Below are 14,519 nucleotides of genomic sequence, written 5' to 3'. Positions count from 1 at the left end.
GCAGGAGATTGAGGACGTCGTCGAACGACGCAGCGAACTCGGCTGGAGGCAACTTTGCATCCGAGATGAGCCATTCGTACACCTCGGCAAGCACGCCATAACCTGTCACAACCACTACCTCCGTCACGCGGCAGACTCACGTCAGTCCATCAGCGGAGCAAGCCGGGCACCAATGGTTTTCGCAAGGGTGGCTCTGACGGTGGTTGTGGGTTGTCAATTGTCCGTCTGAGTGGATGTCACCGGCTGGTTGGCTGGGAAGTTGTTCGTGAGAAGTAGTGTCACTCGCGGGGTTACGGCGGCAAGGTGAATGTGCTCAGTGAAGGAGCACCGCCGATGCCGCCTGGTCAGTCGAAGGTCGAGTTGTATGCCGCGCTGCGGCGTGACGCTCGCGAGGGCATGTCGAACCGGGCGCTGGAGCGCAAATACCGGGTGGGCTGGCGCACTGTTCAGAAGGCGCTGAGTTCGGCGTGGCCACAACCTCGGGAACCGTACGCGCCTCGCCGTTCCAAGCTGGATCCGTTCAAGCCGGTGATCGACCAGATGCTGCTGGCTGATCTGGATGCGCCGAGGAAGCAGCGTCACACGGTGGTCCGGATCTATCGCCGGTTGATCAACGAGCACGCGATGGACGACGTGTCTTATCAGGTCGTGCGCGCCTACGTCGCCAAGCGGAAGCCGGAGGTTCGGGTCGAGGCCGGCCGTGGCCCGGCGCAGGTGTTCATCGAGCGGTCGCACCTGGCCGGCGCCGAAACCGAGGTCGCCTTCGGCGAGGTCGCGGTCCGTTTGCGGGGCGAGCTGGTGAAGTGCCATTTGTTGTGGGGCGGTCCCGGCGCTTGTCGGTGCGTGATCGAAATGATGCCTCGTCACGCGAGGTGTGCGCCGCTCAGGAGCAGGAGGGCGACGTCGGAGGCGGCCAGGCCCAGACAAAGGAGGAAGGGGGTCCGGCTCTGCCCGGCCGGCCAGAGGGCGACGGTGAGCGAGAGTGCGAAGGTCGCGGCGAGCCCGGCTCGTTCGGGGATGCCGACGGGTCCCGCCGGGCCCAGGACCAGCACGGCAGAGCCGGCAGCGAGCGCCGATGCTGCCAGCGTCCGCGCGCCGCGGAGGCCGGTGCGTTGGGGTAGGCCGCGGATGTTCAGCGCGAGGTCGTCGTCGATGTCGGGCAGGACGTTCGCGGCGTGGGCGCCCACCCCCAGCAGCGCGGCACCGGCCGGCGCCCACCAGTGCGGCCATGGGCCGCCCGGCAGGGAGAGGGTGACGAACGCGGGCAGCAGCCCGAAGGCGACCGCATACGGCAGCCACGACCAGACGGTGCTCTTGACGCCGAGGTTGTAGCTCCAGGCTGCGGCCACACCGATCAGATGGGCGCCGCCTGACTGCCACCCGTTCGCGAAAGAGAGCGGCACACAGGCCACGAGGGCGCAGCCCGCCGCGATCGTCACCGCCCGCGCCGAGACCGCTCCGGTCGCCAGGGGCTTGTCGTGGCGCGTGGCGGCCACGTCCCGGTCGACGTCGATCAGGTCGTTGCTCCAGCCCACCGACAGCTGCCCGGTCAGTACCGCCGCCGCGATCAGCACCGTACCGGCGCCGCCCCGCCCGGATGCGGCGGCCAGCGCGGTGACCACCGCGGTCACGGCTGCCGAGGGCGCGGGGTGCGCAGCCTGCAGGAGGCCGATCGCGCGCCCGGTTCTCCAGTGGCGAGGCATCGCGGTGGCCGGGGTTGCCGAGGTTTCGACGCTGTGCACGCCCCGAATGCTAGGCGCGGTCGGACCGCTCCCTCTGCTCCCACGCTCACGAAATGCCGGTGATGTGTACCTTGTGAGGATTATTTGATGATTATCCGTATTCTTGCCGGATGACGCGTATCGCCGCCGTCCACGGAGTGCTGCCGGCTCACCGCTACCACCAGCGCGAGATCACCGATGCGCTCGCAGTGATGCGCCTTTCCGGAGCTACTGTCCCGGAGCGGGACCGTGGTGTGCTGGACCGGCTGCACGCCACAGCCTGTGTCCGCACCCGCCACCTCACCCTGCCGCTGGAGCGGTACGCCCTGCTGGACGGCTTCGGCCAGGCCAACGACCTGTTCATCGAAGAGGGCCTGCGGCTCGGCGAGGAGGCACTGCGAGCCGCCCTGGACCACGCCGGGCTCGCCCCGCACGAAGTGGACCTCGTCTTCGCGACGTCGGTCACCGGGATCGCGGCCCCGTCCCTGGAGGCCCGGCTGGCCGGGCGCATGGGGCTTCGCCCGGACGTGAAGCGCGTGCCGGTCTTCGGCCTGGGCTGCGTGGCCGGCGCCGCCGGGCTGGCCAGGGTCCACGACTATCTGCAGGGCCACCCGGACCAGGTCGCGGTGCTGCTCTCCATCGAGCTGTGTTCCCTCACCCTGCAGCGCGGTGACACCTCCGCGCAGAACATGGTGGCCGGTGCCCTCTTCGGCGACGGTGCCGCCGCGCTGGTCGCCGTCGGCCGGGACCATCCCCGCCTCCAGGAGTACGCCGGACCTCAGGTGGTGGCCACCCGCAGCCGCCTGTACCCGGGCACCGAGGACGCCCTCGGCTGGGACATCGGCGACAGAGGCTTCACGATCGTTCTCGGCACCGAACTGCCGGAACTGGTCCGGCTCCACCTGGGCGAAGAGGTGCGCTCGTTCCTGGCCACACATGACCTCAAGCCGGACGACATCACCGGCTGGGTCTGTCACCCCGGCGGCCCCAAGGTACTGGAGGCGCTCCAGGACACACTCGGCCTCGGGCCCAACTCGCTGGAATTGACCTGGCGCTCCCTCGCCGAGGTCGGCAACCTCTCTTCCGCCTCCGTGCTGCACATCCTGCGCGACACCCTTGCCCTGCGCCCGCCCCCGGCCGGCAGCCCCGGCCTGCTGCTGGCGCTGGGGCCGGGCTTCAGTTCCGAACTCGTACTCCTGCGCTGGTAGGTGACAGATGACCAGCTACACCGTGCTGATCCTGCTCGTGGCCGCCGAGCGGGTCGCCGAGCTCGTCGTCGCGCGACGCAACGCCTCCTGGAGCCGCGCGCACGGCGGCGTGGCCTACGGGGACGGTCACTACCCGGTGATGGTCGCCCTGCACACCGGACTGCTGGTCGGCTGCCTCGCCGAGACCCAGCTCGCCCCGCGGCCCTTCCAGCCGCTGCTCGGCTGGCCGATGCTGGCCCTCACGCTCGGGGCGCAGGCGCTGCGCTGGTGGTGCATCAACACCCTCGGACCGCGCTGGAACACCCGCGTCATCGTCGTACCCGGCCTGCCGCTAATCAGCGCCGGTCCCTACCGGCTGCTGCGCCACCCCAACTACCTCGCCGTGGTCGTGGAGGGACTCGCCCTGCCGCTGGTCCACGGAGCATGGCTGACCGCGACCGGCTTCACTCTGCTCAACCTGCCCCTCCTGGCCGTCCGGCTCCGCTGCGAGAACGCGGCACTGGCTCGGTCCGCCCCAGCTCCGGCCCCCACGACCCCGCCATGCTCGACCTGCTGATCGTCGGCGGCGGGCCGGCCGGACTCGCGACCGCGATCCACGCCGCCCGCGCCGGACTCGACGTGGCCGTGGCCGAACCCCGGCCGACCCCGGTCGACAAGGCCTGCGGCGAAGGTCTGATGCCGGGCGCGGTGCGAGCCCTCGCCGAACTGGGCATCGCGCCGCCCGGGCACCCTTTGCGCGGCATCCGCTACCTCGACGCCGCCGACGCCCGGCGACGCGCCGAGGCGGGCTTCCGCCACGGAGTTGGCCTGGGCGTGCGGCGTACGGACCTGCACGCGGCGCTGGCCCGGCGGGTGGCGGAGCTGGGCGTTCCCGTGCACCCGGTCAAAGTCGATGCAGTAACGGTCCGGCAGGACGCCGGCAGCGTCAGCGCAGCCGGGCTGACGGCCCGATACCTCGCAGCCGCCGACGGCCTGCATTCGCCCGTCCGCCGTCACCTCGGCCTGGACCTGCCCGATCCGCGCCCGCCCCGTTACGGGCTGCGCAGACACTTCACGATCGCGCCCTGGACCGACCACGTCGAGGTCCACTGGTCCCCGCGAGCCGAGGCCTACGTCACCCCGCTGGGGCCCGAGCTGCTCGGCGTGGCCATCCTCACCAGCGAGCGGGCACCCTTCGACGTACAACTCGCCGGCTTTCCTACCCTGGCCGCCCGCCTGGCCACGCACACCACCTCAGCCGTCCGCGGCGCAGGACCGCTGCGGCAACGGGTCCGCGGCCGGGTGGCCGGCCGAGTCCTCCTGGTGGGCGATGCCGCCGGATACATCGACGCACTCACCGGCGAAGGCATCTCCGTCGCCCTGGCCGGTGCCGCCCAGCTCGTACGCTGCATCCAAGGAGACCAACCCCATAACTACGAACACGCCTGGCGCCGGGCCTCACGCCGCCACCGTCTGCTCACCGACACCCTGGTACGCCTCCGCGCCCACCCGCGACTCACCCGCCTGATCGTCCCCACCGCCGCTCGCCTGCCCTCCCTGTTCGCCGGGCTGGTCAACGGCCTGGCATGAAGCCCGCTCCAGCGGCTGTCCACGCCCGCCTCCCAGCCGGGGGCGGGCGAGGACAGGAAGTCATGTCTGACCGCACCCGCATCCAGAACGCCGCCGCAGCCCATCCCGGCCAGCGGCCGCAGGCGCCGTCCTGGAGACCACCGACGCACCCACCCACGGCCGCGGCTACCGGCGCCTTCTCGACTCCGCCTGCTGGCACGTACCTGGCCGCCGCGGCCGGGCACTCGAAGCACCGGCCGCTACGGCGCCGGCCTCGCCGCCCTCCTCGAAGACGCAGGCGAACGCGTCATCGAGTTCTGGCGCCCCAAACGCCCACCGGTCCGCGGCGGCCGCAACATGGACATGCTCGACGCCATCCGTGCAGCTCGCGAGGCCCTGGCTCTCGAGCACGCCCTCCAGCCCCGCGCCCGCGGAGAGCGCGAAGCCATGCGCGTGTTGCCGGTCACCCAACAGGGCGACGTGCACGCCTTCACCGCGGCCATCAACCAGCTCAAAGCCCTGATCATCTCCGCACCCGACGACCTCCGCAGCGAACTGCGTTGCCTGAGCCGACCACAGCAGGTCACACGTTGCGCGGGTCTTCGCGACCGCCCCGCTCCGTCCACCGAGCACCGCATAACCATCCGCGCCGTGCGGTCCACAACCCAGCGCGTCCGGCACCGACAGGCCGGAGCTCGAAAGCTGGAGAACGAGCTCCTCCAACTCGCTCTCCAACAGGCTCCAGAACTACCGCAATTACTCGGCGTAGCGTGCACCTGGCCCAGATCCCTACGTGTTCCCCGGCTTCGCTCTTGCCCGAGCCATGCCACGCCGGGGTACCGCGGGACTGGCTGGATGCGGTGACTGCGCTGCGCGGCATGTGGGCAGCGGCTGCCGGCCCGCGCCGGGTTGGGCGCCATGCCGCCGTCACTCAGCCCGTCGTCCTTGGACACCGCGCTTTGCGTGGAGTTCAACACGGGCCCTAAGTAGGCACGGTAGCCGGTGCGGGCACCCGCCCGCCGGCCTCCTCCGCCCCCAGACGGCCCCAGCAGGTGGCATCAACAGGATCCGAAGTGGCGAGGCCCCTGACGAGGGGGCTGAGACGAGGTCTGTTGAACGCCGAACGCAGCCTGCCCCCGGCATCACGGTGTTCCTCGACCGGTCGTCGCCGGCAACCAGACCTACAGTCTCCTCAGAAGGGTGGAGGCGCCTATGCCGAAAAGCCGGCCCGCCGTGGATCGCCGAAGGCCGCCGCAATAACCGGCACTGATATGTCTTATCCGACGATCAACACGTCTGGTGGCAGCGTCGCCCCGGCAGCATAGCGGCAGGCCACAACCCGGGACGACACCCGAACCATACCAGTAAGTTGAACCCAGTGAGCGCTGACGCTGTCGTGTAAATCGAAGGCGAATAGGGCCACACCTATAAACCGCGCGCAGCCTCACCACCGACCTTTAGGGGGGAGGTGCATGGGTCTCAACCTACGGGCAAGGGCCGCCTCCAACCGATCGAGTCACAAACCCATGCGACCGCGTTGCATTTGGATCTCACCGCACTGGCCTCAAATTAGGAAATCATCGAGTGGCCTTCGATAGCACTTCTGAGACGTGACCCAAATGCGGAACCGTTCACGTCGCTCCGATCTGTTTGGCCAACGCGGCATACGGATCGGAGACGACGTTGGTGAACCGGTCGTTGCTGTCGAGCCAGCACGTATGCAACTTGACCGCATGGCTGGAGATCTGGGTCTCTGTGACGTTCAAAGAGGGTGATATGGCGGCCAATTGCTTCACGATACGGGACAACGCGGCAGGCACCTGCAGTTGGGCGGTGATGCACATGTTGGATGCGCCTGATGTAAGGGTGAATGAGCCGAGCCAAGGCTTGGCGGGTAGTTGCCGGATCAGTGCGTCCCATTCTGTGGGGTCGGCTGTGCACCACAGAAGCGCGATCACCGGATATGAGGACGCGCTGTCTACCGTGATGGCCACGAAGTCCAGGTAGCCGTCCGCGTATAGGCGTCTTAACCGTTGGGACACCGTACTGGGCTCGCGATCCAGCCGCCGAGCCAGTTCGCCGGTTTCCATCCGGCCATCAATCCCAAGTACCTGCATGATCTCGAAATCGCCCGCCGTGAGCCGGACGGGAGTTCGGTCATGGCTGGCGGGGCGGATGGCCCGCAGCACGTTCACTTGCTCTCGAGACAGCGAGTCGAGTCGGCCAGCACGGCCGACGTCGATGGTGCATAGCGCGGTGTTGAGTTCGGCAGCCTCGACGGCCGGGAGCACAGCTACTGTGTTATGAACCGCCCGCAGTAGCGCGCGGTGGTCGGCACCGATGACCAACGCGTGAACGTCGAATGATCCATCGCTGACTCGCACTGTGGTCGCTTGAGGCCACTGGGCGAGGTGTGCGGCGAGCAGCGGCGCCTGGCCTGGCGCTGCTCGCAGACGAAGCTGGGCGAACTGTAGGGAGTTGAGCAACCGAGGCCCGGGGGTGGCCATCAAGCGGAGCGTGCCACTCTCCACCAACCGCGTGAAGGTTCGGGCGATCGTGCGCGGATCGACCTTAAGAGTCGAGCTGAGCGCGGCCCACGAGGCGCGCGGTGCCTCCTGCAGCGCGTGTACGACTTGGAGCTGCCCTTCGCTCAGCATGCAGCGATGCTACAAACTTGCCTTGCAATCTGCAGCAATACGACAAGACTTCCGCCCGACTGCCAAGTACCCGACACGCTCGGACGTTCAGAGGCATCTGTGAACCTACTATGACGCCATCTCGTCGGCGCGTGACCATAGGAACGCGGAGCTGTGAAGGTGATGACTATGACAGCCGGCGCTGTGCCTCTTGGGGTCGCTACCGGGGGCATGGCTCGACTCAACTTCCTACACGAGGGCGTCGGCGCGGTGCGGAGGCAGGTACTGCTCAAGCGCGGTTGGGTGGTGGCTTGTGAGGCTTGACGCTCTGTTCGTTAACGGCCGGTTCCATACCGTTGACCCTGCGCGCCCGGCTGCGTGCTCTCTCGGTGTGATTGGCGAGCTCATCGTAGGGTTGGACGAGGAGCTGGAGGGCTGTTCGACTGATGTCATCCACGACCTGCAGGGTGCGCCGGTTGTGCCTGGTCTGCATGATGCGCATTGTCATATCTCGATGTACGGGCAAGAACTGACCCGGTTGGACGTCTCACCTAACGCCGCCGCCACGCTCGATGAGCTTTACGCGCTCGTTGCGCAGCGGGCGGCGGAGCGACCCGTGGAGGGCTGGGTGCTGGGGTGGGGATATGACGCGCTCCAATTGGGCCGCCATCCTGACCCGGACGCGCTCGACCGTGCCTCTGGCGGTCGAGCGGTGTGGCTGGTGCAGGCCTCGCGCCACGGTGGGGTCGCTAGCCGCAGCGCGCTGCGGCGGATGGGCCTCGACCGGGTCGACCGTATCCCTGTCATTGACGGCGGCTACATCGGTCTCGGATCCGACGGCCGTCCGGACGGCTTGATCGCAGAACAGGCGATGGCACTGGTGAACGATCACATCAGGCCGATCCCCTTCGAGGAATACGTTGAGGCCATAGGGCTTGCCGCAGGCATGGCCGCAGCCGCGGGGCTGACGAGCGTTACCGAACCAGGTATAGCCGGTCGGCTCACCGGCAACGCGGCAAGCGACCTGGCCGCATTCCAGGCCGCTCGTGACCGCGGTCTGCTCGACCTGCGCGTAACCGTGATGCCAGAGATCTCCGCACTCCATGAGCTGATCGGAGACGCTCCCGGCGGTGCTGGCTACGGGCTCAGCCTCGGGCTGCGTACAGGACTGGGCGACGACTGGCTGCGCATCGGTGGGGTCAAGGCATTCAGCGACGGCGCGATCACCATGCGTACCGCCGCTCTGTGCTGCGACTACACCGACGCCCCAGGCCAGCGTGGTTGCCTTGTGCCCGACTCCAAGACGCTGCGGCGGCAGATCCTGAAAGCGGCCGCAGCGGGGTGGCAGGTAGCCACCCACGCCATTGGCGACCTCGCGGTCGAGACCGTGCTTTCCGCATACGAGGAGACCCGCATCGCCTCGCCGCAGAACCGGATGCGCCACCGCATCGAACACATCGGTTTGGCCACCGACGCACAGATCAAGCGCCTACGAATCGCCAATGTCGTCCCAGTTCCGCAAGGCAGATTCCTCGATGACTTCGGACACAACTACCTGACCGCGCTCGGCGAGGAGCGCGCCCAGTTCCTCTTTCGTCAGCGCGGGTTTCTGGACGGTGGGCTCGAGCTACCTGGCAGCTCCGATTGCCCGATAGTCAGCGGCTCACCGCTCCTGGGCCTGCATTCCCTCGTAAATCGCGAGATTCCTGGCTTCGGCGTGCTGAACCCCGCCGAGCGACTCACCCCTGCGCAGGCGCTACGCGCCTTTACATACGGATCCGCTTACGCCGACCATCAAGAACACCGGAAGGGCAACCTTGCCCGAGGGAAACTGGCCGACTTCGTCGTGCTTACCGACGATCCGCTGGAGATCGCACCCGACCGGCTCGGTTCGATCGGGGTGGTCGCGACAGTCGTGGGTGGCCACCTGCGCCATGGTGAGTTGGCAAGCCGGTGAGTTCACGCCAGCAGGGCGCCCTGCTGGCGAGTTCATTATAGTAACGGCGCCTGACAGCCTGCCGTCTCGCGCTCATCTACGCCATTCACACGCGCCGCTCACCGGAGAGGGGCGAATTCTTGAGGAGGAGTCCATGACGAAGGCAGCAGTCATCCACCAGTACGGCCAGGTTGAGGACGTGGTGAATGCACCGACGTCCCCACCCCTGCATTCGGCGCCGCGGACGTCCTGATCGAGGTACGCGCGGCAGGTGTGAACCCGATCGACCATCTGACCGTCAACGGCTTCCTGACTTCGGGAGTGCTCACTGCCCCCCTGCGCCTGGGCAACGAGGCGTCAGGTGTGGTCGCCGCGACCGGGTCTGCCGTCACGCGGTTCACCGTTGGCGACGAGGTATTCACCTGGGTGGACCCGCGGCTAGGCGGCGCCTTCGCGGAGTTCGTCGCTGTTCACGAGGGCCTGCTGGCGGCCAAGCCCGCCTCGCTCTCTTTCGAGGAGGCGCCTCCCTGCCGCTGGTGGGCTTGACTGCCTGGCAGGCGTTCACCGAGCAGTCCGCGGTTGGCGAGGGCAGCCGGGTGCTGGTGCATGGCGGTTCCGGTGGTGTTGGGACCGTGGCCGTCCAGATCGCCAAGGCCCTGAGGGCGGAGTCATCGCCACCGCCGGCACCGACGGCGTCGAGCTCGTGCGTGCACTGGGCGCGGACCAGGTGATCGACTACCAGGTGGATCGGTTCGAGGAATTCGTTTCGAACGTCGACGCGGTCCTGGACACGGTCGGCGAGCACACTCAGGAGCGCTCCTACCGTGTGCACAACCAGGGTGGCTCTCTGATCTCTATCGTTCCGGTCGCCGACGCCGACGCCGACGCCGACGCCGCATGGCCGAATGGAAGGCGCAGCTTTTTCATGCATCCGGACGGGGTGCAGCTGACCCGGCTAACCGATTTTGTGCGCGACGGCTGGCTGCGGCCGCGATTGGCAACATGTTTTCTCGTTCAACGACATTGCTCAGGCGCTGAGCACACTCGAGGGGGGCGGCGCCCGCGGCAAGACTGTGAACTCCGTGTCTGCCTGACGGCGACCATGGAACTCGTGTACAGGGCGTGGTAAGCCTCGCGGTCGCAACGGCGATCGAGCTGGTGGCCGGTAATGCGGTCGGCTCGAGCTCGCCGCGACCGGAGCTGTCGGCGTACATGTCAACGTGGCCCTGGCAAGGTTTTCGTGAAGTCGGGGTGTGTCACCGTGCGCCGGTGACGCCCCGTCACGGGTAGCGGCGTCGGAGGCGGGCCAAGAAGATGACGGCTGGCGGAGGAGCGGAACTCCTGCATGGCCGGCCATGGTTCTCTTCTGGAGCTTCAGGTCCGTGATTCTGCCTGCGTTGACGCCGGAGTTGAACCGGGGTGGTAATCCCCTGCACGTCGGCGTGCTGGTCCTCGCGGATGGCGTTGGCCGGGCTGGCCAACGGCGGGAGCTGGGAGTCCGTAAGGTGGTCGAGCCAGTCGGCCAGTGGGGCGGCATTGCGAGCGTCGAGCATTGCGGCGAACTGCCGTACCGGGTCACGGGTTGAGGCCAGTTCCGGGCAGGGCGCGCACAGCCGCCGCAGTGTCTCGGTGGCGTGGGGCCGCGTCGGGACGGTGTGGTGGTGATCCACCGGGAGGCGTGGCGGGACGAGGGTGGCCGCTCGCGCGGTGTGTCGATCGGCAGACCACGACACAGCGGCGCAATGGCCATTTTGACCCGCTGGTAGTGGCCCAGCTACCCCTTGGCGGCGATCTCCTGGTGCAGCACGTCGCGGTGTGCTCGCCTTCCTCCCAGCGTTGCAGGTAGTCCGGATACGGGTCGGGGTTCGTGGACCGGCGGGCCGATATGCGGCGTACGCACTCCTGCCAGGAGGCAGCGCGTGCGTTCTTGCCACGGTGCATCGGTTCAAGGCTAGTCGCGGGCGATCGCGCTGCTGCTGGGGGCCGTGCCGGTGTACTGGTGGACGGCCTCGAACAGCCGCTTCGCGTGACGGCGGGCGGGAGTATCAGCCGCCCCACACGATTCCGCCGACAGTGGTGGTTCGGCCGGTTCGGAGTCAGGTACTGCGGAGGGCAGGCAACTACGGTGGGCGGCGGCGATGTCCCAGACCCGTCTCGACAGCCCCTGCCAGAGATGGAAGCGGTCACTGACCTGCACCGCACCCTGGGGCTCCGTCGGCAATGCGCTGCCGATAAGCGAGCGAGCCGTCCCGGCACGCCACCCCCGGCGTGCGTGCGCAGCCAGGCGGCGAGTTGTTCGGCGTCGCACCCGGACGACAACGCGATCGGCATCCGCTTAGGTATCCACCAGCAGTGTGCCGTAGACGTCGTTACACTGCGAAGTCGTCCACGCCCAGCACCCTTGGTGTCGAGGACGACGGCAGCCGGATGCGCATCAGGTGGACCGCACGCTCGTCCGTGACTGTGGCGACTTCAAGCGATAGAGGAGCCGGTCGCCGCTGCCTTCGGCGAGCAGCACCCCGGCCGTCTCCACGAGATGCTGCAGCAACGGGCTGCGGCCCTGATAGCGCACCGTCAACCCTTCGACCTGCTCGGCGAACGTCCGTCGGCCGCAGACGGCGCTGTCAACTGCCGCCGCACCACCAGGCTGATCAACACCGGACGGCCCCCGACAGCGACATCAGCCAGCGTCTGGCCGTAGCGACTGTGCGCGCCGACTCGTGACTGCAGTCCGGACACGCCACCCTCAACTCGCGGGAGCCGCGCCGCCTGCGACTGCGGCTCTTCTCCGCGGCCCCTCAACTCCTCACCCCACCGGACGCCGCCACATCCTCCGCTTCGCCAGGCACGGCCCCTGGACCTGCGTGATCACCGACGCCCTGCAACGACTCACGGCTCTGCCGAACCCCGGCTGACCAGCAACTTCCCGCCCCTACGAACAGCAGCACCCCCGACCGGAGCCGTGGAACCCGGCGCCCACCCGACGCGACAGACAGGGGGCCACCAACCTGCCCACCGGCAGGATTCTCCGCCCCGAAACAAGCCGAGAGGGTCCGCCAGCAAGCTGACGGACCCTCATGCAAGATCGAGGCCAGGCTTCTGTCCCCTTCAAACCTCTAACCCGGCGTGGGCAGGGCGGATGACATGGGGGTGCGCTGATGCTTCTGCGGAGTGACACTGGACAAGTAGGGCAGCGGACCGGGGCGCCCTCCACAAAGCCTGCGGGCAGGATCGCCTTGGGAAGCGTGGTAAAGGTCCATAAATCCGCAGCAGTGGCGACACCGGAGGCAATCATGACCGACGGCCAGGGCCAAGAGAGGCAGGTTGTCCCGCCAGGGGCAGAGAGCGATGGTGGGCTTGAGCCGCGGACGCTCGCCCAAGCCGTAAGCATTGCGATGCAGGGTATCCAGACGCCCGTACGCATGGTTGCGCCGCGCCTAGATGCGCCTCCGGGGCCTCCTCTGGTGGATCCATTGGGGGACCGTCCTCCGCCTCCACCCATAGAAGATGAAGATGAGCTTACAGGCGTGAAAGAAGAGAAAAAGAAGAACCCGCGTCCAGACGAGGTCAAAAGCCCGTCCGACGCCATGTTGAGCCCGTTCTCGGAAGACAAGAGTCAGCCGTTCGAGGTCACGAGTCCGGTAGAGGTGAAGGATCAGGCCTGGCGCGAGCGATCACTACGTGCCGTTACTTTCACTCGACGCGAACTACAGGAGATCACACGCTCCGACCACACCAGATTGGGCCGCCTCAGGGAGGATGAAGAAATCGAATTCATGGTGGAAAGGGTGACACTGGAAGGCACGGATCACAGTCGACTATACCTCTTCCTTCTTCCCCTGCAGGAACCCGCAACGAGCCGCCTCGGGACGACTTCCCGGCCCAGCGGGCAGATAAAAATGGCCAGGCACGGGAAAAAGACGGGAGGGGATCCCGGAAATATCCAAGTATTTCCCGGTGGTATCGGTTTGACCGTCCAAGAAATTGGCAAGGTGATACAAAATCAAAAGCTGACAAAAAAGACAGTATCTCCGCCCGCTGCAGCGAGCCTCGTAGAGGGAGATATTCAGCAGGCAAAGTTCGCGATACTGTACGCGCAATACCCCGACGTAGTAAGCGAGGTCGCTTTCCGAAGGCTTGCTTGGGAACCCATAGATCTGATGGACAGGCTCCTGCAGTTCGGCAGGAGCCCCACCCCGGAGCTAGCCCACGAAATATTTTACGCGCATGTAAGGGAGAATGCAAACTCGGCCATCAACGTATCTGACGTGCTCGCTACGAATATTCGCGATGCCTACGGCCGCCGCGATTATCAGGCGCTAGCAGGAATGTTCGCCATAGGGGAATCTCTTTACAATGAAGCAATCGCGCTAAGCGAGGATATCGTGCGAGGCGGGAGAGGCTTCTGGGGGTCGTCTGCCCAGGCGGTGGCTAATGGAACCGACCAGGGGCGGGCCGCCAGAGTGGCGTCTATGAACACGGACCGGATGGCAGCAGCAGCAGCCCGCGACAACTGGCCTGGCCCTCCTGCTCCACCGCTCGGTGGCCCGCCGCCCGGCGGGCCATTGCCGGGGGCGCAGCAAGACGAGCCTGTCGATGAGGCCGGCGATTGGGATGTCAGATAAGCAAGAAGAAGGCGGCCCGGAGAGGAAAAGCCTTGAGGCCGACTGCATCAGCAGCGTGAAGGCACCGAGCACAGCGCAGCAGGAGAACGGATCTTGTTCCTTCTTGAACGCTACGGCTCACCAGCACAGTCACGGAAAGCCGGCAGACGACGGCTGATACCCATGCTGCGGCCCAAAGCATCGCGCATGGCTGAATGGCTGAGCGAGGACATCTTCGGCGCGCTTGACGAACAAACCGTCGTTGTTCCGGGCACGGACGCTGCCGCACTGATAGCCGCGAGCCTGGCCTCCTCGCTCACCGCGGTGCTTGACACGCGCAAAGTACTTGCTGCAAGGATCGAGGAACTCCTGGAGGCGCGCCCTCTTTCGCAGGTCCTGATCTCCATACCAGGCATCGGGGTCAGGACCGCAGCCGCATCCTCATCGACGTCGGTGATGGCAGCGGTTTCGACACTGCAGGGCGCCTGGCTGCATATGCCGGACTTGCGCCAGCCACCCGCTGATCCGGCTCCTCCATACGGAGCGAACACCCAGCCCGGCGCGGCAACAATCAGCTCAAGAGAGGCCTCTACCTCGCTGCCTTCGCCTCGCTCGCTCTCGCAGCCCGACTCATGCGCCTGCTATGACAGCAAACGACGCGAGGGGAAACATCATGTCGCGGGCCCTCGTCTGCCTCGCTCGACGCCGCATCGATGTCCTCTTCGCCATGCTCCGGGACGGCACCTTCTACGAACCGCCCAAGATCGCGACCGCTTGACGAAAGACTGTGAGTCTTCATCTGGCTGGTCCGGGACCGGCTGGCAGGGTTGACGCCGGTCGCCTCGTCGTAGTCGTGACTCGTGACA

Annotated in this window: 11 protein-coding genes and 2 pseudogenes; 9 read left to right on the top strand and 4 right to left on the bottom strand. The window is 67.0% G+C overall.

Translation table 11 applies throughout. The features are described from left to right. Positions 1 to 213: 213 nt before the first annotated feature. Together ACGFYN_RS46645 and ACGFYN_RS46640 are read right to left on the bottom strand one after the other, a co-directional pair. Complete coding sequence (locus tag ACGFYN_RS46645) at positions 214 to 810, bottom strand: hypothetical protein (RefSeq protein ID WP_393872067.1); 597 nt, start codon at positions 808 to 810, stop codon at positions 214 to 216. Between the two features lie 53 nt (positions 811 to 863). After that, positions 864 to 1,742: a UbiA family prenyltransferase gene (locus ACGFYN_RS46640; RefSeq protein ID WP_393872066.1), complete on the bottom strand. Its 879-nt coding sequence runs from the start codon at positions 1,740 to 1,742 to the stop codon at positions 864 to 866. A gap of 110 nt (positions 1,743 to 1,852) precedes the next feature. Here ACGFYN_RS46640 and ACGFYN_RS46635 point away from each other — a divergent pair, with 110 nt between their 5' ends. Genes ACGFYN_RS46635 through ACGFYN_RS46625 form a run of 3 tightly spaced genes read left to right on the top strand, consistent with a single transcriptional unit; the run spans position 1,853 to position 4,498 of the window. Then, on the top strand, positions 1,853 to 2,929 hold the full coding sequence (locus ACGFYN_RS46635) for a type III polyketide synthase (RefSeq protein ID WP_393872065.1): 1,077 nt from the start codon (positions 1,853 to 1,855) through the stop codon (positions 2,927 to 2,929). A 7-nt stretch (positions 2,930 to 2,936) separates the two neighbouring features. Continuing rightward, positions 2,937 to 3,485 (top strand): isoprenylcysteine carboxyl methyltransferase family protein, encoded by a 549-nt coding sequence (locus tag ACGFYN_RS46630; RefSeq protein WP_393872064.1) that lies wholly within the window; start codon positions 2,937 to 2,939, stop codon positions 3,483 to 3,485. Further along, entirely contained in the window at positions 3,470 to 4,498 is a 1,029-nt protein-coding gene (locus tag ACGFYN_RS46625) for an NAD(P)/FAD-dependent oxidoreductase (protein WP_393872063.1), read from the top strand. Before ACGFYN_RS46630 ends, ACGFYN_RS46625 begins: the two co-directional genes overlap by 16 nt. Positions 4,499 to 4,663: 165 nt before the next feature. On the opposite strand, the gene ACGFYN_RS46620 is transcribed toward ACGFYN_RS46625, so the two are convergent. Together ACGFYN_RS46620 and ACGFYN_RS46615 are read right to left on the bottom strand one after the other, a co-directional pair. Continuing rightward, entirely contained in the window at positions 4,664 to 5,200 is a 537-nt protein-coding gene (locus ACGFYN_RS46620) for a hypothetical protein (RefSeq protein WP_393872062.1), read from the bottom strand. A 908-nt stretch (positions 5,201 to 6,108) separates the two neighbouring features. Then, entirely contained in the window at positions 6,109 to 7,134 is a 1,026-nt protein-coding gene (locus tag ACGFYN_RS46615; protein WP_393872061.1) for an Lrp/AsnC family transcriptional regulator, read from the bottom strand. Between the two features lie 394 nt (positions 7,135 to 7,528). Between ACGFYN_RS46615 and ACGFYN_RS46610 the strand changes: the two genes are divergently transcribed. The 6 genes and pseudogenes from ACGFYN_RS46610 to ACGFYN_RS46585 all read left to right on the top strand — a co-directional run. Beyond that, positions 7,529 to 9,070: an amidohydrolase gene (locus ACGFYN_RS46610; RefSeq protein WP_393872060.1), complete on the top strand. Its 1,542-nt coding sequence runs from the start codon at positions 7,529 to 7,531 to the stop codon at positions 9,068 to 9,070. Between the two features lie 228 nt (positions 9,071 to 9,298). Beyond that, the gene (locus ACGFYN_RS46605) at positions 9,299 to 9,595 is read left to right on the top strand and encodes an alcohol dehydrogenase catalytic domain-containing protein (protein ID WP_393872068.1); all 297 of its coding nucleotides are present in this window, start codon (positions 9,299 to 9,301) and stop codon (positions 9,593 to 9,595) included. Positions 9,596 to 9,752: 157 nt separating this feature from the next. Further along, positions 9,753 to 10,178 carry a zinc-binding dehydrogenase gene (locus ACGFYN_RS46600; RefSeq protein ID WP_393872059.1) on the top strand — a complete coding sequence of 142 codons (426 nt, stop codon included), beginning with the start codon at positions 9,753 to 9,755 and terminating at the stop codon, positions 10,176 to 10,178. 1,628 nt (positions 10,179 to 11,806) lie between these two features. Continuing rightward, positions 11,807 to 11,964 (top strand): annotated as a pseudogene (locus ACGFYN_RS46595) (IS1380 family transposase); the annotation flags it as partial. Between the two features lie 378 nt (positions 11,965 to 12,342). Then, positions 12,343 to 13,674, top strand: coding sequence for a hypothetical protein (locus ACGFYN_RS46590; RefSeq protein WP_393872058.1), 1,332 nt, complete (start codon positions 12,343 to 12,345; stop codon positions 13,672 to 13,674). Positions 13,675 to 13,764: 90 nt separating this feature from the next. Next, a pseudogene (locus ACGFYN_RS46585) lies at positions 13,765 to 14,431 on the top strand (transposase); the annotation flags it as partial. Between the last annotated feature and the right edge of the window lie 88 nt (positions 14,432 to 14,519).

Origin of the sequence: Streptomyces sp. NPDC048419, assembly GCF_043200415.1 — a bacterium.
GTDB lineage: Bacteria > Actinomycetota > Actinomycetes > Streptomycetales > Streptomycetaceae > Streptomyces.
Note: the sequence above shows the minus strand (reverse complement) of the source record. Positions and strands in the feature narration are given on the sequence as shown.